Annotated in this window: 19 protein-coding genes and 1 pseudogene; 7 read left to right on the top strand and 13 right to left on the bottom strand. The window is 43.5% G+C overall.

Annotated elements, in window-relative coordinates:
* Positions 1 to 912 precede the first annotated feature (912 nt).
* The 8 genes from NST37_RS08955 to NST37_RS08920 all read right to left on the bottom strand — a co-directional run bounded on the left by NST37_RS08955 (position 913) and on the right by NST37_RS08920 (position 7140).
* Complete coding sequence (locus NST37_RS08955) at positions 913 to 1368, bottom strand: YhcN/YlaJ family sporulation lipoprotein (protein WP_031932388.1); 456 nt, start codon at positions 1366 to 1368, stop codon at positions 913 to 915.
* 186 nt (positions 1369 to 1554) lie between these two features.
* Complete coding sequence (locus NST37_RS08950; protein ID WP_003390856.1) at positions 1555 to 1920, bottom strand: sigma-70 family RNA polymerase sigma factor; 366 nt, start codon at positions 1918 to 1920, stop codon at positions 1555 to 1557.
* 33 nt (positions 1921 to 1953) lie between these two features.
* On the bottom strand, positions 1954 to 3453 hold the full coding sequence (locus NST37_RS08945; protein ID WP_003390858.1) for a recombinase family protein: 1500 nt from the start codon (positions 3451 to 3453) through the stop codon (positions 1954 to 1956).
* A gap of 183 nt (positions 3454 to 3636) precedes the next feature.
* Positions 3637 to 3948: a ParB N-terminal domain-containing protein gene (locus NST37_RS08940; protein ID WP_003390861.1), complete on the bottom strand. Its 312-nt coding sequence runs from the start codon at positions 3946 to 3948 to the stop codon at positions 3637 to 3639.
* 221 nt (positions 3949 to 4169) lie between these two features.
* Entirely contained in the window at positions 4170 to 4613 is a 444-nt protein-coding gene (locus tag NST37_RS08935) for a hypothetical protein (RefSeq protein WP_339186583.1), read from the bottom strand.
* A gap of 175 nt (positions 4614 to 4788) precedes the next feature.
* A complete protein-coding gene (locus tag NST37_RS08930) occupies positions 4789 to 5436 on the bottom strand; it encodes a hypothetical protein (protein ID WP_339186582.1) in 648 nt (215 codons plus the stop codon).
* 15 nt (positions 5437 to 5451) lie between these two features.
* Complete coding sequence (locus NST37_RS08925; protein ID WP_003390867.1) at positions 5452 to 6021, bottom strand: C39 family peptidase; 570 nt, start codon at positions 6019 to 6021, stop codon at positions 5452 to 5454.
* Between the two features lie 798 nt (positions 6022 to 6819).
* The gene (locus NST37_RS08920) at positions 6820 to 7140 is read right to left on the bottom strand and encodes a YopX family protein (protein ID WP_024985457.1); all 321 of its coding nucleotides are present in this window, start codon (positions 7138 to 7140) and stop codon (positions 6820 to 6822) included.
* 1133 nt (positions 7141 to 8273) lie between these two features.
* Between NST37_RS08920 and NST37_RS08915 the strand changes: the two genes are divergently transcribed.
* Positions 8274 to 9335 carry a transposase gene (locus tag NST37_RS08915; RefSeq protein WP_339167702.1) on the top strand — a complete coding sequence of 354 codons (1062 nt, stop codon included), beginning with the start codon at positions 8274 to 8276 and terminating at the stop codon, positions 9333 to 9335.
* Here NST37_RS08915 and NST37_RS08910 read toward each other — a convergent pair.
* Together NST37_RS08910 and NST37_RS08905 are read right to left on the bottom strand one after the other, a co-directional pair.
* On the bottom strand, positions 9332 to 10039 hold the full coding sequence (locus NST37_RS08910; protein ID WP_339167701.1) for a tyrosine-type recombinase/integrase: 708 nt from the start codon (positions 10037 to 10039) through the stop codon (positions 9332 to 9334). The two genes, NST37_RS08915 and NST37_RS08910, sit on opposite strands and share 4 nt — an antisense overlap.
* Positions 10036 to 13005: a Tn3 family transposase gene (locus tag NST37_RS08905; RefSeq protein WP_339167699.1), complete on the bottom strand. Its 2970-nt coding sequence runs from the start codon at positions 13003 to 13005 to the stop codon at positions 10036 to 10038. Before NST37_RS08905 ends, NST37_RS08910 begins: the two co-directional genes overlap by 4 nt.
* Before the next feature lie 326 nt (positions 13006 to 13331).
* On the opposite strand from NST37_RS08905, the gene sulP reads away from it, so the two are divergent.
* The 6 genes from sulP (at position 13332) to NST37_RS08875 (ending at position 18012) form a co-directional block, all read left to right on the top strand.
* Positions 13332 to 15092, top strand: a complete 1761-nt coding sequence (gene sulP, locus NST37_RS08900) for a sulfate permease (protein ID WP_339167697.1) — start codon at positions 13332 to 13334, stop codon at positions 15090 to 15092.
* 109 nt (positions 15093 to 15201) lie between these two features.
* A complete protein-coding gene (locus NST37_RS08895) occupies positions 15202 to 15528 on the top strand; it encodes a metalloregulator ArsR/SmtB family transcription factor (protein WP_339167696.1) in 327 nt (108 codons plus the stop codon).
* Between the two features lie 29 nt (positions 15529 to 15557).
* The gene (locus tag NST37_RS08890) at positions 15558 to 16187 is read left to right on the top strand and encodes a hypothetical protein (protein ID WP_339167695.1); all 630 of its coding nucleotides are present in this window, start codon (positions 15558 to 15560) and stop codon (positions 16185 to 16187) included.
* Positions 16188 to 16324: 137 nt separating this feature from the next.
* A complete protein-coding gene (locus NST37_RS08885; protein ID WP_339167693.1) occupies positions 16325 to 16732 on the top strand; it encodes a GNAT family N-acetyltransferase in 408 nt (135 codons plus the stop codon).
* 160 nt (positions 16733 to 16892) lie between these two features.
* Complete coding sequence (locus tag NST37_RS08880) at positions 16893 to 17429, top strand: transposase (RefSeq protein ID WP_339167692.1); 537 nt, start codon at positions 16893 to 16895, stop codon at positions 17427 to 17429.
* Positions 17430 to 17616: 187 nt separating this feature from the next.
* Positions 17617 to 18012, top strand: a complete 396-nt coding sequence (locus tag NST37_RS08875) for a hypothetical protein (protein WP_051925459.1) — start codon at positions 17617 to 17619, stop codon at positions 18010 to 18012.
* 230 nt (positions 18013 to 18242) lie between these two features.
* Here NST37_RS08875 and NST37_RS08870 read toward each other — a convergent pair whose 3' ends face one another.
* From NST37_RS08870 to NST37_RS08860, 3 genes and pseudogenes are all read right to left on the bottom strand, one after another.
* On the bottom strand, positions 18243 to 18452 hold the full coding sequence (locus NST37_RS08870; RefSeq protein ID WP_141334276.1) for a hypothetical protein: 210 nt from the start codon (positions 18450 to 18452) through the stop codon (positions 18243 to 18245).
* A 344-nt stretch (positions 18453 to 18796) separates the two neighbouring features.
* Positions 18797 to 19144, bottom strand: a pseudogene (locus NST37_RS08865) (sigma-70 family RNA polymerase sigma factor); the annotation flags it as partial.
* A 418-nt stretch (positions 19145 to 19562) separates the two neighbouring features.
* Entirely contained in the window at positions 19563 to 20552 is a 990-nt protein-coding gene (locus NST37_RS08860; protein WP_003387516.1) for a hypothetical protein, read from the bottom strand.
* Positions 20553 to 20557: the final 5 nt, after the last annotated feature.

Below are 20557 nucleotides of genomic sequence, written 5' to 3'. Positions count from 1 at the left end.
GTAAGTTCCTCATTGTTGTCCACAACAAAAATAGGAGTCGCTTCCTTTTTGCCAACAACATTCCTGTCAACTACATTGTGATTTATTTCACAATCGTGAGAATTTATTTACTAAACGACCTTGGCAAAATTTATTTTCATCCTTTATTCGAACGATTCAGGGATTTTTATACAATTTTTATTCAATGGTGTGGTCCGTGCCAGACAGGCTAAAAAAATCATAGCTGTCGAGCTATCGGGAGGTGTTTGGGAGAAAAAACGTCGAGGTGAATTTAATAGGCATCAGAAAGAGACTTTTCATTTTAATGGGAATGAAAGTCCGATACGTAAACCGAGGTATAGGAGTAGCGCGAAGGAAAAGCAGCGGCAGCACAAGGATCAACAATGCTTCTCTGATAGGCGCATATTGAAACTTGATCGGAGATGCCTTGCGGAAATGAACGAAATGCTTTTCGTACGGATTCGCGGAAATTTGCGGAGAATCTTCTTCCATGGACTGAGCGTCTGCATTATACAAGGGAGCGGATGCAAAGACGATAAGGATTAGCACGCTAAAAATGAAAAACGGGATGCCCCTGCGACTCGCTTTTCTATTCAATGCGTGCACCTCCTTTCCAGATTTTTGTTCAGTGTCCCTGTCCTTGCGACGTTTGCCTCGCTCTCATCATCCAGGATTAAAAAACAAATAAACGCATAATAATTTTCTTATATTATGTATACATAAAAAGGGTATCATTTTGAAACAATTAAGTCAAATCAGATGCTTGTCTGCTTAGCTTGAAAACGCTCTCACTCGTTATTAAAAGGAATGCTCAAAATCCACTTTATGGTAAATCATCATTGAAAAGAACATAAAAAAAGCGGCCCTTTTCGCTGTGAAAAGAGAGCGCTGTCTGATAAATGATTGCTTTCTCTACCCTTTCATCTCTTTCTCAATTTGCTTGAGCTTTTTCTTTTGCTTGCAGGCTTTCTCCTGTTCACTGGACCATGGGGTGTCACTCAGTTTCTGCAATTCATCGATAAGCTTCTTGTCTGAGGTAACATGGATCGCAGAATCGGGAAACTCCTTTTTTAATTTCTCCCCAACTTCTTTTTCGATCGACTCCAATCGGAAGCGATTAAAGTTGCTTACTCCAATGGCGACGTCCAGCTCCTTGTCGATGTGAACAGCGACAGCTTTATCGATTCCATGTACTTGTTCCGTAATGGACTTGGCTTTCTGTTCCTTGTCAAAGAAACGAACCGGCGTCGGCTTGCACAGAGGATCTTCTGCCGCGGATTTTGTTTTTGCCTGTTGATTTTGATTGGCTTGCGGATTGCAGCCTGTGGCGAAAAGAACCAGAGACACGACTAGTACTATGGTACGCAAAAGAAAACCTCCCACTAAATAGCGTACCTTTAGCGTTTCCTAACATGGGTTTTCTATGATATGTAATTTGTTCTGTCGCCAGTACGGATGTTCTGAATTTGTATAGAAATCAAAAAACGCGAGAAGGACACTTTCTTAAAATGTCCTTCTCGCGGATGACAGCACATACCTGACACACGGTAAGTGCTATCTATTCTGTGCCTGTTTTGTCCGGTAAAACTCATTAAACAGCTTCATCAGCGCCCGCTTTTCGATCCGGGAGACGTAAGAACGGGAAATGCCAAGCTCGCGTGCGATTTCCCTTTGCGTTTTTTCTTTGTCCTGATCCAGGCCAAACCTGCCGATTATCACTTCTTTTTCGCGTTCATCGAGAATGTGAATGTGCTGGTAAATCTTATTCGACTCCAGCTTTAGCTGGACAGCATCCACGACCTCGTCTGTTTCCGTGCCCAGGACGTCGATCAGCGTGATCTCGTTGCCCTCTTTGTCCGTACCGATCGGATCGTGCAAAGAGACATCTTTCTTGGTTTTTTTCAGGCTGCGAAGATGCATGAGGATTTCGATTCTAATGTCAATAGTGGCGCATCAGAAGGTGTAGAGCTCGATGTTATTTTCGTATACCCGTATCTCTCTTACTACATGACGAATGAGTTCTCGCTTATCCTCAAATGTAAGTTCATCCGGTTTTTTGGACAGATAATACTTTGCCGCTTCTTGGAGTAAATCTCGGTTGTAGCCACTTTCCTTCATACGCTGGGCTTGCTCTTCGAGTTCTGTGAGCTGTTGAAGCAGCCTTTCTTCCCTCGCTTTTAGATCACGCAGCTCTTGACGGATCTCCTCTTCGCCCAAGTCCTCTTCGCCTGAAGAAAACAGTTTTAATAACCGCTTTCGGCCATTCCTCGTTTTCTCCAGCTCCTTTTGCAGCCGTTCTACCTCTGCCAATTCGTAAGGTGCCTCGCTTCTTTCTTCGACGGCAGCAGCAATCTCATCTGGATTGTCCAGCCAAGATCGAACCGTTTCCCAGACTTCTTCATCCAGTTCCTCACACTTAATTTTTCGGCCACATCCATGATTTTGGGCACCAGCGGTGTTTTTTACATCGGTGTATTCGAAGACATGCTTCCCCCAATTTTTAGATTTCCGGCCGGTCATCGTGTTGCCGCAGTCTCCGCAACGAAGCAATCCACTCAGCAAATACTGATTTAGACTCCTGCCCGCCCAACGCCTTCTTGACTCTTTCAAAAGCTTTTGTGCATGCTCAAACTTTACTTCATCGATAATGGCAGGGCAGCTCAGTTGTATCCACTCTTCTTGCGGACGTTGACGCATCCGAACTTTTTCTTCGGAATTCCGGAATTTGTTTCCGAGCATGCCTTCCGTATTCCAACGATTCTGATAAAACCTCCCGATATACGCTTCGTTCATCAGCAATTGACGGACAACCTGGCGATGCCACACTCTGGCCCCGCGTTTGGTTGGAATGCCTTTTTCCGTTAGATACTTGGCAATCCCATTCATACCTTGTACCAATTCGTTTGGCTGCGTAAACAGGTCAAAAATCAATCTGACAACTGCCGCTTCCCCTTCATTTACAATCATTTGTTCTTTTTCCGGGTCATAGCTGTATCCATATATCTGAAAATCACGCAGGACACGACCTTGCCTTGCCTTCTCTCTTCTGCCACGGCTCATCCGTTCATTTATTTTTGCTTTTTCAAACTCCGCGATCGCTCCACGCATGCTATAAAATAGTTGTCCCTCAGGTGTCTTGGCATATTCCCCGTTTACAAAAACGAGCTCAATCCCACGCTTATCGAATTCGTCAGTAATAAGCAGCTGGTTCATGAGTTTTCGTGATAATCTGTCTGGATCGAGGCAGATGATTTTTGTTATAACGCCATCTTTTACATCTTGTCGTAATTTCGTGAGAGCGGGACGGTCCAGAAATTCACCTGACATATCGTCTACATACTCAACAACGTCAAGCGTTCCCGCCTTCTTCCGACATTCCCTGATCTGGTCATCAAGGCTGAAGCCGCTTTTTGCTTGTTCCTCGGTGCTTACTCGCGCGTAAATCCCGACCATCCAGCTTCTCCTTTCTGTACTTTCTCAGCAGATATCGGTAGCAGTCAGAACGAGCCTTGTCAGTCGTACTTCCGGGTATGATTCTTACATGCATCGTTCATCCCTCCCTGATCAGAGGGTATGCATATACTGCTTGTCAAAAGTCGTCATATAGAAAAAAGCCCCCAGTAAATAAAAGAGGCTTTATCGAAGAGCGTCCGGGTTTACATCGAGAAGGGAACGGCGACGGAGCCAATTGAAATCAAAGGATTCGGGGGTGCGTTTGATTGATACCTCTACCTCGGTGGCTCCCTGCTCGTGGACAAGGATTTTGAACTGTTGATGACCTCCAACGAGATTCCCGGTTCGTTCATTCCACACGATCGGTTCTACATACCCAAATTCTTCGATGGAGTATTTCAGTTTTTCATATTCCAGGTCGCCCGGCTGCAGTTCAATCCTTGGATTGTACGGGTTCAGGTTGATCATCGAAACAGGTATTTTTCGTAAGTCCAAGCTGGATTTCTCTTCTTAGTGGCGATAGATATAAGAATAAAGAATATTGCCAGCGCCAAAATCGCTGTAAGCCTTGATACAGGTGGGCTGGTGGCAACTTTTTGAGTGATGCGAAACGACTACTATTTACCTGAAAAAGTATACGTTTTGTATCACCGCAAAAAACAACGGTTGTGCTTAGAGCGTCAAGGCTTTAAGGCCTGTCTGCTTCTGGCGACCCCCTATTCGGAATTCGGGTCCTCCCCAGCTTCCGTGATCTCCCATTTGAAGAGTTGCAGGAGCGATGTTTCAGCTGACTTGCCGTTGAACGAATAAAGTGGATTGATCGCAAGCGCTGTCCTGCCGTCGCTCTCCACGCGCCGAAGAATTCGCTCAGCGATGAACGCCCGGACGATCTTGCGGGCGGTCGGATAGGAACAGTCTGCGATGCAGGCAAGGTCCTTTACCGTAAGCGGTACACCTCTCTGGCCGCGCTCGTTATCGCCCTCAAGGAGATTGGTTCCCTCACTAGCATACGGCGTGATCTTCAACAAAAAGCCAGCCTCGGCGAGTGACAGCTTCCTGAGCCGTCGCTTTGCCTTCTGGCTGGCTTTGATCTTTACGAATTTTGAGCTGCGGCCGACTGGACGAAATACTTTTACTATCTCATCCGAAAACCGCAGCACTTCCTCGGTGTAAAATATTTCTCACGTATCTGAGTCAACAAACTGGCGCATTACATGATCATCACCATTGCTTCAATTGATGTGCGGAAATGTATAATCTAATTTGAAATTGTTACTTTCTTTATTTAAATTTCAATGATAAAAAAGGACAGCATATCGCTGTCCCTTTTCTTTCTTATTTTCCTCCCCCTAGCGAGTCATCGTCAGAGACATCCTCGTCGCTAGAGTTTAGCCCATCGTTGATACTTTCAAGAACTTGTTCAGAACTGTACTTGGTTCCGGGACTAAGATCAAGTAGCTTCGCTGCTCGTTCTTCGAGCCATATACCTTCATTTCCATTTGGATCAACCGCTACAAAAATAAAACCACCTGCGTAGTCCAAATATTTCACTTGAACATCTTTACCATACTCCTGAATGATATCCTTGTACATTTCATACAATTCCGGCCCTGTTTTTTCGAGACCTGCTTGAATTGGCTCAGTATCCGTTGCTATAACTATGCCTTTAGCTTTATCTCCCTCCATAATAAACCACAGTTTTTCATCTGAAGGTACTAGTAAATCAGTAATACTAGAGCCTTTAAAAGATTTTATTGCTTCTGAATCAGGTAAACGAGCACTGTCGATTGAATAATCAGACAAATGAGATTCGTTCACATTATTTTTTTGGGGTGTTTTAGTTTTATTATTGCCTGCTGACTCGAATTTTTTATATGCATTAAAGGCATCCTTTTTCCCTTCATTAATTGCCCCGACAGCAGAAAACGAAAACATTACAGCAAGAGTTGCTATTCCCAAAACCGCAAATGTAATCTTCTTCATGTTTTACCTCCTCAATTAATTTTCCTCGAATCCATATATGGTATGGGTCCACTCTTGACCCGAGCTATCTACAAATCTGTCATAAGTCATAATAGAATATTCACCTTTATCAGGATCCATATACCTTAGATATTTAGTTGAGCTGTTTGTGTAGCCATCAATAACAACCATATGACCAATAGCTGTATTTCCCGTTTTCCATTTTATGCGTGCTAATACAGGTATATCATTGTTTATTTCCCTTACCGTCTCCTTAAAAGTTAATGAGTTATTCTCTCGATAACTTTGAAGCCCATAATGATCGAGTCCATCCATGACTTCACTAATATTTCCCGATTTATTCGAAACCTCACCTTTTACATATTCAACAAAATCGGATTGAGTAACTTTAATACCAAAATAATCTAATACAGATACTGAAGATGCTGCCCAGCACCATAACTCTGCTGCTTGAGTGACTTTTTTTACTCCTAAAGTTACAGTTGTTGAAGCAGCGTGTGATGGACTACTTACAGTTGCCAAAATTGACAAAGAAACTGCTGCAACCCCTAGTACAAAAAATTTTTTCATGCTTTTTTTATACACAGCAAGTCCTCCTACAACAAATATTATTGTGTACTGTCCACATTATAATGAAAATTACCATATTTTTGAATTAATGTCAACCTATTTCTAGAAACAATTCATATAATTGGAATTTCACTTCTTTCAATAATCTAACTTTTACTTCAAAAAGATGAGTGATACTGGACAGGGGGCGAGGGGCAGGAGCCGTCTCTCGCATTTAGCTCTGGTTCCTTGCTCTTAATTCAAGGTTACCGATCCCGTATGGAAAAAACGTCCATGATTTTTTTGTCCCTATTTTGTCCTGCTTTTTGTCGGGTTTTTGTCGGGAAAATAAGAAACGGCACTCAAATGATGCGGAGTGCCGTCGCGATTTGAAATATTGCTTCATTCTTTTTAATGTAATACTGATCCTTTGTCAGCCCTAAGTCCAGGTATACGTTGATGTCATTTACTCTGACCGGACTAGGTACTTTTCTTTAATGATTTTTCTTTCTGTTTCATCCAGTGAATACTGTAAAGCCCGCTCGATCTGCCTTGCTTTCAATTCGTTTTTTGTCTCTGAATGCTATAGCCGTGGAAAGAGTTGATCAATTCCCTCTTCCGCTTGCTCTTGTTTATTTTGAACAGCGACTCGGCGTTGTTAAGCCAGTTGTACCATACTAGAATCGTCTCTATACCACAGTTGGCAACCCCAACTCTCTGCCCCTGAATTTAAGTCTGTTGTGACTTCTGAGCACCATTTTTCCCCGTTTCTAAACCACGGCCCTGGAGTAGCTAGGTCACACATCTGTAGGTCCTTTTCTGCATCTCGTTCCATCACTTCCCCACCTCCAGCAGCTCCGGGTTTTCATAGATGTTGCCGATGACTACGTATTCAAACATACTCGGGATTCCCCCCCAACCAATCCCGTATCCAGTTTCATCTTCGCCGATCCATTCAACAACCACCGGCTCTTCCCCAAACAGATCGCTACCTTTGTTGAACAGCAGACATACATCTCCCTCATAAATCTCCTTGCCGTTCTTGTCGCACCAGCCGGTGAATTGCATCAAGGTCGAATAATGACCATCTTCTACGTTGTGGATCAGAAACTCTGACAGATCAGGAGCATTCACCAGATGCTTCCACTGCAGCATGAGATTGTTAATTTTATCCTATATCCGTAACTTGATCTCACGTCCTTGCATCCCGTTCCCCTCCTGTTATTCGATCACGTCTTCTGGAATTTTCACTTTGCATTTTTCGCACGTTACCCGTGACCTACCCGACCAAGCAAAGTTCCCTTTCATTCCGTGCCTATAACCACACAACGCTTTTGGCGATCTTTTGTCCGTAACCGCGTGAACCGTACCAGAGCCACTTTTAATAATGCCGATCAGCTTGGACATTTCTCCACCTCTTTCCACAAGTAATGTTACTGTAGTGTTTTGATTAGTTTTGTTCTTTGATCAAAGGACTACATGCTTTTACGCGTAAGTCTTTAATTCATTGTGCAGACACTCCTTTTAGGCGGGTATTTTGGAGGGCGTAGCCCACACGGGAGGTGTCGCAGGTAGATTGCGAAGCAATCTACCGAGAAAATCTTTTCATATCTTTTCCACAGAATTAAACTAAATGATACCGATGTATCTCTGAACAAAACGTGGGCACATCCTCGGTTGTAGCTCTGCGTAATGTTTGGGAACATCGGCCTTTGCAGGAATAACTCTATTTCCTAACGAATCTTTTACGTTGCCAATGTATTCCTGAACACAATGTGGGCACTCCTGATGGATAGAGCTCTACTAACTATTTGGGAACATTGGTCTTGCAGGAGTACACTCGCTCACTAGCGAATCATATATATTGTGCAGTGACCTTTCATGGTTTTACCTACCATATTAGGATTGGGGCTGATAGATTTCAGACCTCTGATATAACACTGGGGCACTCCACGTGTATTGGCACTGCACCCATGTCAGCGTTTAACCCGTCCTTTGGCGGGTTTTTTTGTTTTCCAAAATTAACTAAACCAGAGCAGGAATTTTCTCAGAGGTAACGTATAAGTTTTTTAAAGTCTATATAACGGAAAATTGTACTCCATATAAAGTAAAGCAATTGAAACCCTTCAACGTTTGGGGCTAACTTGCGTTAGACCTCTTGAGACAATTTGGGTACAGATCACCTGGCGCTATAATCCTGACATGCTACATTGGGCAAATGAAGCTCTCACAGTAACTTGGATAGTCAGGTGTATTACATATTGCTTAATAAAAGGAGAACATAACTTATGAAGGAAGATCAGTTAATGACTTTTAGTGTCACTCAAACCGATGGGCAAAAAGAATTCGTAAGACTCTTTTATCCAATATACGTTGGTGTCGATATTGGAGCTGATTTTCATGTGGCTACCTGCATTACTCCCGAACAGTTTCGTGATGGAAAATGGAAAAGGGCCAAAACAATGAAATTCGATGCCGATAGTTTGGGTATCTCTGATTTCTTGAAGGCCCTTCAAGATGTACAGGAGCATCTAGGATTAAAACCAATCGACTTTTTCGTATTAATGGAGCCGACAGGTGGGCATTATTCCTTTCTTCTTCAACAGGTATTATTAAAAGCTGGTTACTCACTTCATATGGTTGAAAATGCCTCTGTTAAAAAATTTCGGGAAGAGACTCTTGGTATTCAAGAGAAATCCGATGCTATTGATGCTAGAACGATGGCCTATATGGGATGGCATAAATCGCTCCACCCCGATATGAAAGCTGTACGACTAGCGAGTCCAGCCTCAATGTCACAGTCTATCGTCCGTACTCTCATGCGTGATCGCTGGTTACTTACCACTACCCTGACACGCAGGAAAAACCAGGTGCAACAGTTATTTCAAATCACTCACCCTGACCTTAAAAGAGCATTTAAGAAGCTTTCAAGCCCTTCTGTGTTACGCCTAGCGTTAATGTATCCAACTGCTTTGGATATGAAGGGTCTCTCCGAGATTGAACTTCGAGAAGCAATAACCAAATGCGGTGCTAAAGCTATTGCAAAGAAGGCAGCCAGCGAATTAGCTCATGTTTTACCTAACACCGTTGCTCTGCCATTGGTCCATGTTGTCGATCGACAAAGTTGGCTTATCCAAGAAGCCTTGCGCATTGAAGAAAGTTTAAGCAGTATTGACGCAAGCATCCATGAGTTATTACATGGTAATGCTGAAAAAGGAACTTCCCCACACCCATATACCAATTTGCTCTTTTCTTTACCTGTCATGAGTGATAATTGGGCTTGTACTCTCATTGCTGTAATAGGGGGTAGTACCAGCGTAGCTGACACCACCCGCAAATGTATGGGTTAAACTGGAAAATTGTTAATAACCTCGTTATACTCAAACTGCGCATCAGTGATCGCCAGCTTTGAATATACCTCAAGTGATTTACGACTTTCGTGACCGGAATAGGGCTGAATCAACGCATCGTCAATGCCTTGCTTTTTCAACCAAGTCAGCAGAAAATGCCGAAGCTTGTGCGGCGATAAATTTTGAGCGAGTCCGGCTTCCTCGGAATACTTGGCCAAAATCTTACGAATTCCCCGATCTGTGTATTTTTTCTTCCAGGAGGATTCAAATACATAGACAGCCTGCTTCTTTTTCATCGAATCCGCGTGCATGGCCAGCAGCTCTTTAAAGGTCTGTGGGAAAGGAACAATCCGATCCTTGCTGCCCTTTCCTTTGTTGATCCGGATTTGGCAGTAGTGAAAGTCGATATCCGTCAGCTTGATGTTGATTAACTCGCTAACGCGGACGCCAGTATACATCAGCGTTTTCACGATCATCATGTCCTGAAAATTCTTTGTCTTCCAGACTACTTCGTAGTATCGTTTTAACTCTTCTTCAGTCGGGACATAGGGTAATTTTTTTGATACTTTCGGTACCTCTATTTCAAGCTCATCCCTTAGGTGCTGAAACAATCTTTTTAGGTAAGCATAGTCCGGACGTTCAGCCCGCAGGTATTTTGCCAGCTCGCGGGCTTTCTTTTTTGCAGATACACGTTTTTCACTCATGCCAATTCACCTTCTAGTGGAAGTCGTTCCTTCATGTCCAAACGGAATGTACCATACGGATTCACGTGGGTATAGATTAACGGGGTTAAAGCCCGGAAATCTTCCGGGGTCATAAGGTCAAACCATTTTTTCTCAGATAAAATATTTTGAAACATGATGGTGTTGATGTACACCAGGCAGTTTTGTAACAAATGCAGGGATAAAACGGCCATTTCCTGATCTTCCATGCGATTCGTGGCAATTTCTCCGCCTTTGCCATAGAAGATAAAGCTGTTGGCTGAGTTCCAGTTCTCTACGACATTCAATCCTTCGTTAATTTCGAGGCGCAGCTCCTCGGAGTGCAAATAGTTACAGAGGAAAATGGTTTTTACTGCCTTTCCCAGCTCTCCTAAAGCTTGATATGGAGGATGCTTAAGGTTATTCCGAGTGAAGCGTTTCAGGATGGCTTCGGTTTCTGCGGTACCCAAGCGTAGAGCTGTCGCATATTTCACCATTTGGTCATACTGCTGCCGGATTAGCTCCCAGTTTATCGGACGTGTCAGTACCGGTTGTAGATGAGGATAAGCATCTGTCATTCCTGGCTCCGGACGATACAGTTTTTGTGAGTGGATTGCTTTTAGTCGCGGCATGAGCTGAAAGCCCAGCAGATGACAAAAAGCAAAGGCGACTTCGCTTTGGCCGTGAGAATCCACATAGTTTTTCTCTACTTCCATATCAGTACAATGCCGGAGCAGCCCTTCGATCATGGCGGCAATCTCAGATGAAGAACATGATTTGAGTTGTGAATAGATGCACGTTGAATTTTTCTCCACATGCCAGTAAATCATCACGCCGCGGCCACGGTAACGGATATGCCACTCTGTCATAAGATTCTGATCCCAGGCCCCGAACTTTTTCGAGTCGGAGGCACAAGAAGTTGTTCCTTCTCCCCATATTTCCTGCATCCGCACCCGAAAGATCGCATTTACTACTTCTGCAATGGCATTACGTAGGTTGTCTTTGTGAATGAATTTACGCCGCACATAAAGAAGATCCTTATAGCTTTCGATATGATCACCAGCACTGACCCGTTTTAAGCCGGTATTGGTTCCAAGACCGTAAAGGGAAAGAATCAATCGTTTTTGCAGCGTCTCCCGATCTAAAATCTCGCGGTTAGCTACCGTTTTAAATTGTTCTGTAAATGAAATGCGCAAGTCCGTCTCCTTCAAAATGTCCAGCAGGCTGGTCATCGGCCAGCGGCGTGCGATTTCGGCTTTCACCCGAACCAAATTTAATGGCTCTGGCTGTGGTTCCAATGGAGAGACGGAGATCCAGCCGTTGCCTCTTTCCGTAATCCGTACTTTAGGGTTTTTTGGCATACCAGCGTGCAGCTTTTCTAGTCCTTGGATCATCTCTTGTTTAAGTGCAGCAATAAACGAATCCGCATCTAAGGGCTGATTCAATGCCTTATAGTTTTCTTCTCGTCGTTCCTCAAAATCAGACGGGAGGTCCTCGTCCGGATTCCGGTACCGGTTAGACCCAGGTACCCAGATTTCTTTGCAACGCAATTTATCCCGTAGCATCTGCAAGGCGCTGATCTCGTAATTGATTCGGTTAATCCGTTCCTGTCCTTTGTCATCTTTTTCGATAATAATTTCTTTGTACGCGGTACGAATGACACCATCGATCGGAATGTCATTGGCTAAAGGGAAATAATGCAGTCCAGTGTTCGCGTATTTTTTGATCAATTCCAATGCCCGGATCACTGGCCGATGAACCTCGTTATTGGAACGAAAATCTAGAATGCTGAGAATTTCCGGAACCATCCGCCGGTAATGGCTTCCATAGGAGGCACGAATGACGGTATGGACTTTTTCACGGTAAGCTGGGCCGGTATGTTTAAATTCTTTGACGAGATCCTTCAAGGTTTGTTCGTTGACCACTGGGTATAATACCTCTTTAATGATTCCATCTGGATGGTTGATAGCTGTTTGGGCTAGGTTGAACAAGCTTCCGTACTTGTTGCTGACTCGCCGTAAATCCTTCAGGATTTCCTTTTCTACCTTGCGTTCTGCTCGAACCCCAATGCGATGAATGATCTGAATAAGAAGATCGACCAGGTTGTCCGATATTTCCATGCTGCGAAGCCAGAAAAAAGCAGACAGCAACGTATACCGAATCGGCGCAGGATGGCGGCGCAACTCCCGAATATCCTCTGTAGCCACACGCTGCCGATATTTCTTCAGCACCTTCTGGGGGATATCTTTAAACAGATCGTCCGGAAGTTCCAAATTTCGAATCGTGCGCAACTTATTGATTTCTTTTAACACACTCTCAAGCCCTGCTCGTCCAGGATCGGCTTTCAATTCATGAAACGATAACTGACCATTCTCTTCTCCGGAAACTTCTTCGTCATCTATTTCCAAATAGGCGATGCTATTAATCAAGGAATCTATCTTGGCTAAGGTTGAGGAAGGTAGCTTTTGATATGCAGTTTGGAAAAAATTCTCTTCGTAGGTGTGAATGGCGGAACGAATGAGCCGTTCGATGCGGTCTGGGGTGGGAGGTACGATTTTCAGCTCACGAAATCGACTGTACACGTGTTCCTTTAGGTGCTCGACATCATGATCATGATACAGGACATGTTGGCATAACCATTCTGTCATTTCATGTGCGTCCTCTAGCGTATCCTCGCGGAAACCAAAGAACTCACGGATCTGTGTTCGATGGTAAGTGATTGAACGACCAGTCCAATCGTATCTGGCATACAGTTCCGGATCGGAAAAAATCTGTTTGGCAATGTAGGCAATCACAGCTTTGGGTACCTCGAACTTATGCGTTGGAAAACGAGCCTCGTTTTGGAAAAACTTGAATAGCACCGCAAATCCAATTCTGGTTTCTCCCGTTTTATTTTCGATCAACTTCATTTCGTTCGGGAGTATTGTAAAATGCTCAATCAACTCATCCAGTTCCCAATTTCGCTTCACATGATCCCCTCCAGATAAAGTTCCTATTATGGTGAGAGTCGGCACTTTGTATCCTTTTGAGTATAACAATAGACCGATCATTGTATGAATAAATGCGCAAAAATACTTGAAGTTCTAATACCAAAACAAAAATCGGAACTTTTAAGCGCACCATATCCAAATTAGATTTATCTGCACTTAGCATATTAAATATTACTTACCGAAAAGCATGGCAGAATGAAATGTAGTAATCCCCCTTTTCTTCGAATTGACAATGAGTACATTGAGGCGTACTATTTATGTATCTTCAAATAATCAAATATTCAAAAAGAAGAAGGGTTAAAAACATGAAGTGGATAGGAAGATTTGAAGACTACAACGTGAAATCATTCCAGAAAGATTGCATTTCAGGATTGATTGTTGGGATCATTGCCATTCCTTTAGGGATGGCATTTGCCATTGCATCGGGCGTAAAACCGGAATATGGCATCTACACCACGATTATTGCAGGTATTTTGATTTCCTTGTTTGGAGGCTCCAGATTTCAGATTGGAGGGCCAACTGGTGCTTTTATTCCCATTCTGTTCGGGATTGTCATGCAATACGGCTATGAAAACTTACTCATTGCTGGTTTAATAGCTGGAATTATGCTCGTCTTGATGGGGATTTTTAAGTTGGGCGCACTGATTAAGTTTATTCCTCGACCAGTCACCATCGGATTCACCGCAGGGATTGCCATTATAATCTTCTCCGGACAGATTGGTAATTTTCTTGGTCTTAGCGGTCTTCAAAAACATGAGGATTTTCTTTCCAATATGAAGGAAATTTGGGTGCACATTTCTACAACAAATCTTTATAGCGTAATTACGGCTTGTATTTGCCTGTTCATTATTTTGGTTACACCACGAGTGTTGCCAAAAGTACCAGGTTCACTGATCGGACTTGTGATATCAAGTATTGTAGCTTCGTTGTTGTTCGAAGGTAAAGTTGCCACAATTGGCTCTACGTTCGGCACGATACCTAGCACTCTACCCAGCTTTCATTTCCCTGAAATAACGTTGCAACGGGTTCAACAATTGCTAACCCCTGCATTTATCATTGCAATGCTTGGCGGCATTGAATCTCTTTTATCTGCAGTGGTTGCAGACGGGATGACCGGGCATAGGCATAACAGCAATCGGGAATTGATTGGTCAAGGAATTGCAAATATCATAACCCCTTTATTCGGGGGAATACCGGCAACCGGAGCAATAGCGCGGACAGCTACCAATATTAAAAATGGTGCGGTATCTCCTATTTCCGGTATCATACACGGACTTGTGGTGTTACTCGTATTGATACTGCTTGCTCCTTATGCATCACATATACCGTTGGCAAGCATGGCTCCCATTTTGATGGTTGTAGCCTGGAACATGAGTGAACGTAAAGAATTTGCTCATGTTCTCAGGACTAAGACGAGCGATTCAGCCGTGTTATTGATTACTTTTCTTCTAACAGTTTTTACGAACTTGACAACTGCTGTAGAGGTCGGTTTGATTCTTGCGGTGATTCTGTTCGTGAAACGAATGAGTGACATCTTGACTGTAGCCAAAGTGCTTCCCGATCCTTCGGTTAAACATGGGAAGGTAAAACCTCAAATGGTCACGGAGGGCCACGATTGTCCTCAAATCAGTATTTTTACCGTTGAAGGAGCTTTATTTTTCGGAGCAGCTGCCATGTTTGAACAGTCCATTATGAACACGATTCAATACCGTCCCAAAATATTGATCCTACGAATGGGGAAGGTTCCTTTCATGGATACCACAGGTGAGTCTAATCTGGCGAGTGTGGTTCAAGATTTTAAAAATCATGGTGGGCTTGTACTCATTTCCGGCATTCAACCTCAGCCCAATGAAGTACTAAGACGTACCGGACTTTATAAATACATTGGGCATCAACATTTCTTTGAACATACGGGAGAAGCGATTGATTTCGCCCTTACCCAATTGGAACATAACAAATGTTTAGGTTGTAAGAACTTTGCCTTCCGGGAATGTGCTCATTTGTCGGCTCCAGATCAATCAAAAATGCAAACGAAACCTGAGTTAAGTCCAGCTCATAGAGCATAGCAAGTGAACAGCCGTATAGGTTTTTACTGTTTATGTTTCTTGATTACGGTCACATCAAGAAATCGTAGATGTTGGTTTTACACGATTCATGAAGAATGGGGGATTTTTGTTGAATCTTGAGTTGCAACAATTCAAAGCAGATTTTTTTAAGGCATTGGGCCATCCTTTACGGATTCGAATTCTAGAGTTGCTATCTGATGGTGACAAAAACGTCAATGAGTTGCAGGTGTTAATAGGAAGCGAAGGCTCCGCTGTTTCCCAGCAACTTGCAATCTTACGGAACAAAAACATTGTGTACGGAACCAAGGATGGAAATAAAGTCACATACTCGCTTCGTGATCCTATGATCATCGAACTCTTAGCAGTCGCTCGACAAATCTTTAATAATCATTTGATTGATACGATCTCAATGCTCGATCGATTTAATGAGGAATAACAAGAAATGTCCGTAGGAAAGGAGAATCTATGTCTGGCACACGTAAAACATGTAGAAAAGCTAATCATCCCACAATTTCAAGTGAAAAAAAGGTAGAGTTTGAAAATCGTAAAGATGGGAAGTGTGTCACAACAAGAGAAGATGTGATTCAGTTTGGGATTAAGTACCTTGAAGGAATCGGTTCATCATATATTTGTCAAGTCTGTATCTCACATGGAGGGTCTTGTTGTTTGGATTGTCGCCATTTGAAATACGGGAAAGGATGCCAGCAGCGTAATACCAGTTGTACGGCGTGGTTATGCGGTTTTTTAAAGTTTATTTTCTACGAAGCAGGACTTCTTCAAGAATGGAATCAGTTTTGGGATCAAATACCGGGACAAGATTTCAGAAAGGACCATACTCCGCCTGTTTTTGTCATACAAACATGGTTAGAGGTACCCAATGTCCAGCTATTAAGCCAAGCATTTGCACAAGATTTAACTGACTTAGTTAAGAAAAATGATAACCCGTATTATATCAGTGAATTGAATAACGAAATTGACTGGTACGTAACGAGGTCGTTTTCTTATCACGATCCTGAAGTATTACGAGTCGTAAGGAAAAAATTGAAGAAAATAACAAGGGATTTTTGCCATTTTCAATCTGCAAAAGAAAGATAGAGAAAGGATAGTATCTTACCCTGCATGAAACCAGCCCCTGTGTCCACCTATCGGCAGCAGGGGCTTTTAAAGCAACTCCAAAAAATCTCATTGTGGTCGACAGAAGGGCTGCAAAAGTTTGGAGGGATTAGTGGAATATGGTCATTCAGTCATTTCAATTAGCAGATTATGCAGGAGTGTCAAGACTATTAACGAGTATTCTACCTGCGGAGTGTTTCGAGGAAACAAGGAGGGCTTTTGTCAACCAATTGTCACTCGATCACCATTTAATCCTTGTAGCATCGAAGAATGGGGAGATGATGGGCGTTGTCATTGGAACAATTGCTCAACACCGCGGCATTATTTATAGAGTCGTAGTCAAGCCAATTTATCGACATCAAGGCATTGGAACATCGTTGTTACATACTTTACATGCGCGCTTTACCCTTCGTCAGATCACGGAAATTGTAGTTGCAATTGACACTTATAATGTAAGCATCATGAGCTTTTTCGAATCAGTTGGTTTTAAAGACAAGACCATCATTACTTCTATAGACTCAAGGTAACTACAAGATCGTCCAGATCATAACTGGCAGTCATGACTCATCTTGTTCAAAAGGTGCAATTGATCACCGAACGAATTGATTGTTTACAGAATCATACACAGGAAAAATAATCACTTTCGTCCCTAGAGCAAGAAAAAGGAGTTAGAGGACATGGATAGACGTGTATGGAGTAATATTTTCCACTAATTTACATACGTTTGCGGATGGTGACAGCTACGCTGGTATTGGGCCAATAGGTGACATTCATCGGTTTAGTACCTATAAAGAATTTAAAAAATACCTTGGTGTATCTGCCGAAAATAAGCAGTCTGGGACTTCTGTAAAAGGCACTCGCCAGACGTTCAGTGGTGTTCGCGATACACGCAGGGTCATGTTTCAGATGGCTCTAATACTTATTGCCCAAAGAGGTGGTCCTAATGTGTTTGCGGCATATTACGAGCGCCTATTGGCACGTCAAATGCCAAAAATGAAAGCTATAGGACATATGTCTGGAAAAGTTGCAAAGATTATCTACAGTGTTCTAAAAACAGGTGTCCCCTACGATCCCAAAAGACACGCAGCAGCCTGTGGTGTTCCATGGAATGAGCAGTATAAGGAAAAGTCTTTAGATATCGATATAGAGCCATTTGAAACTGAAGCTAAAATGCTTGCCGGAATCTCAGATGAATCAGTCGACATTGAGATTGATGAAGAATAGTGCAACCTATGTGCTATTCTTCATTTCCATTCACTGTCTCAATGCTTTAATTCTGCCAAAATAGCGCGTTTTTATCGGAAAATGAAGCAATTTGTTATAAAAGACCTTACGGTTTTTTTCTGTTAAGCACTACGCTACATTTTGTTAAATATCATGGTTGGGGAAACTTTTTTCGAGGTGATCGTTCATGTTAGTTCTGAGCAGTATTATCCTGGCACTCATTTTCCCCAATAAAGTTGCACCTGACCAAATAGTTACATTTCAAAAGCATGCTGAAATATTACACGTCTCAACTGATTTACCTAAGATAGGTAACTGGTGGAGAGTGCCAAAAGGCGTTGATGAGATGACCATTTTTGTTAAAGCCAACAATACTGAAACAGTGCTGTTCTGGTTGATCCCAACCGGTACCCAAACATGGGGTCAAAGAGAACTAATCGGTTATGACAAGGACGGAAGTGATGGATGGACATTGACATGGAAGTTTGGAAATCGCGTTCTTCATGATCATATCCACGTACAAGCACTTGGTGATCAAACATTGTCTAACTCCTCCATTAACATAACAACAAGCTTTCCTTAATTACCGATTTTTTTAAATCAGCCTTTCAATCCACGCTTAACAATTAGACAATGATCGTATTTCGCCCAGTGAAATGACTTCCCATCTTCCCCAAATCATCGAACATACACCGACTTTCCCGATAACGAGATATCATCGACAATTCCATGATTCAAGTGCTTCCACTTGCTCCGATGGCAATTTGATTTGCGTGCTCGACTATATCGCCTTTTTTCAGACCATTTAGTGCTTCAGTTCGCATGCTGCTGTCCCTCCTCATTCGGGTTCATGTCCGCCAAGCGCGGAGCGTAGTAGTCGCTCAAGGTACTTCTCCCGCTTCGCGGAACCTCGACCAGCGAGCGCCGGTTAAGGCTGGTTCGTTGTCCCTTCAACCGGCTTTTCGGAAGTTCCGCCGGTAGGAAATCGGTGGCGTCATCATCCGGTCCCAAGAATGCAATCAAAATGCCACGCTTTTCTTTCCAGCTCCCCTTGGCCATCGGAATTAATTGAGAACGCTGTCGATCCAGATTACAGCCAGATAAATTTCTCCAAGTGGAAAAAAGGAACAAAAGCTGAACTCGTTTTTTGTGAGAAAGGCGAAGAAATTCTCACCACATATCATTTTGACGAAAAAGAATATCTACAGAAAGTTGTTATGTTGGAGTTGGTCGTGAAAGCATCATCTACGACAGAGAAAAAGAGATTGCTTCAATTATGGAGGAACTCACAGAGGCAGTGCGTAATGAATAGTTCCCAAAGATTCAAAGCACATAACAAACAAAGGAGAGCTTAGGCTCTCCTTTGACATTAATATCTCGTTTTCAATGCACCGCGCTGCATACGTCGCCAGCTTTGTCCCCTTATCCACCTGGTAGCTCTCGATGGCCTTGATCAGCCCAATCGTTCCGATGGAAATGAGGTCTTCGCTGTCCTCGCCGGTGTTTTCAAATTTTTTCACAATGTGGGCAACCAGCCGCAGGTTGTGCTCAATGAGCTTATTCCGGGCGATCGGGTCGCCTTTGGCCATCAGCCGGAGGTACTTTTCCTCTTCCGTGTCAGGCAGCGGTTGGGGAAAAGCATTGTTTTTGACGTAGGCCACGAACAGCATGATTTCCTTGATAAACAGAGAAAGCGCCGCAAAGATGCTGGACACGCTTGCCACCTCCCACGAAGGATATGCGCTTATTTCTATCCTTATGTGGGCGATTGCCTACTCGTGCATGTACAGGGAAACCGCAGGGAAAAATGATCGTTTCCACTTTGCTTGCACCTACGACACTTTCTTCGCCAAGCACTGATGAGTCACTGTGCAAAGGAGGATACGCATGTTCAGACATGGTGAGAATATCATCATCATCGAGAATATATGGTTTATTTTGGTTCCCTTGCTACTTGGGATTATCGGTTTGTCTTGTCTTCTTGTCGGAATCGTAAGGAAAGACAAAATAAGCCTGCTTGTCAGTACTGTCTGCTTTCTGTGTCTCTTCCTTTTTGCCACTGCTTGTCATTTCTTAATTCCACCGATAACCGGTTAATCCATAGAGCTGACGTCTCTTTCTGGATCGAATGCGTCAATTCGCCGTCGCCTTGCGGTAGTATCCCTCGGCCTTGCTCTTGTAGCCGTTTAAGATTTTATTCGCTGCCGCCAGCTCCTGTTTTGCTTTCCCGAGCGCTTCCTTTCCGGCTTGAGCCACTTCGTTGTACTTTTTCGTGCGGTTTTCTTTGTCGGCGATCTGCTCTTTTACCTGACTCCACAATACCTCAGCCTGATTCAAATCGCCTTGCATAATTTCGATAATATTGCTGATCGACTTGGCCTTTTGCCCTATGCTTGCATCGAGCACATGGATACCATCCATAACTGCGCTCATGCTGGCCACCATGGATGACTTTACCTCTGACATGCCTGTGTCTTGACCCAAAGCCGCTATTTCCTCCGAGAGCGCCTGCAAATCTGCGAGGTGCTGTTCGTAAATGGCCTGATCCTCGGAAACGTTCAAATCGGACAAATACTTCACATTTTCAGCGATATCCGCCTCCAGCTTTGTCAGCTGCTCCACTTTTTTTGCCAATTCCGCCGCTTCCTTCGCTTTTTGCTCGGCCCGCTGCTTTTTGATATCCTCCGCTCTCTCGCTGACCCGCTGATTCAAAGCCACAAGTTTTTCATTGTAGGCCGTTGTTTGTGTCGCCACAAGCTTCGTTTCCGGTTCATACTGCTCCAGCCATTGCCCATGGAAGACGAGCTCGTCCGGCGTCACTGCTGCGGCAACGGCTTGCCCCTGTTGTGTAGTCAGTGACAATTTCCCCTCTTCCAAAGAGCCTGTAAAAATATAGGTGGTGTTTGTCACTGCCGGGAGATCGTCGATCGTCTCAACCTTCGCTTCCTGTAGTTCTACGGTTACGTTCTCTTTTCCCGGAATGACCTTGGCGTGCAGGACCCGGTTCTCCTCTTCGTACACGTACCCCTCCGCGAGCCGAACCGCGGTAAAAGACCATACGGCAAAGCCGGCCGCTATCAGTATCAGTAAAGCAGCGATGATGACCACATGTTTCTTTTTCACTTGTA

Source organism: Brevibacillus sp. FSL K6-6036 (genome assembly GCF_037964015.1).
Taxonomy (GTDB): domain Bacteria; phylum Bacillota; class Bacilli; order Brevibacillales; family Brevibacillaceae; genus Brevibacillus; species Brevibacillus borstelensis.
This window is presented reverse-complemented; position numbering and strand designations above follow the sequence as displayed.

Bases quoted from the DNA above. Each gene is read 5' to 3' on its own strand.
- NST37_RS08950 (WP_003390856.1), bottom strand. From the start codon at position 1,920: ATGCATCTTCGCAGCCTGAAAAAAACCAAGAAAGATGTCTCTTTGCAC.
- NST37_RS08945 (WP_003390858.1), bottom strand. From the start codon at position 3,453: ATGGTCGGGATTTACGCGCGAGTAAGCACCGAGGAACAAGCAAAAAGC.
- NST37_RS08930 (WP_339186582.1), bottom strand. From the start codon at position 5,436: ATGAAGAAGATTACATTTGCGGTTTTGGGAATAGCAACTCTTGCTGTA.
- NST37_RS08920 (WP_024985457.1), bottom strand. From the start codon at position 7,140: ATGCTGCAGTGGAAGCATCTGGTGAATGCTCCTGATCTGTCAGAGTTT.
- NST37_RS08915 (WP_339167702.1), top strand. From the start codon at position 8,274: ATGAAGGAAGATCAGTTAATGACTTTTAGTGTCACTCAAACCGATGGG.
- NST37_RS08910 (WP_339167701.1), bottom strand. From the start codon at position 10,039: ATGAGTGAAAAACGTGTATCTGCAAAAAAGAAAGCCCGCGAGCTGGCA.
- sulP (WP_339167697.1), top strand. From the start codon at position 13,332: ATGAAGTGGATAGGAAGATTTGAAGACTACAACGTGAAATCATTCCAG.
- NST37_RS08890 (WP_339167695.1), top strand. From the start codon at position 15,558: ATGTCTGGCACACGTAAAACATGTAGAAAAGCTAATCATCCCACAATT.
- NST37_RS08885 (WP_339167693.1), top strand. From the start codon at position 16,325: ATGGTCATTCAGTCATTTCAATTAGCAGATTATGCAGGAGTGTCAAGA.
- NST37_RS08875 (WP_051925459.1), top strand. From the start codon at position 17,617: ATGTTAGTTCTGAGCAGTATTATCCTGGCACTCATTTTCCCCAATAAA.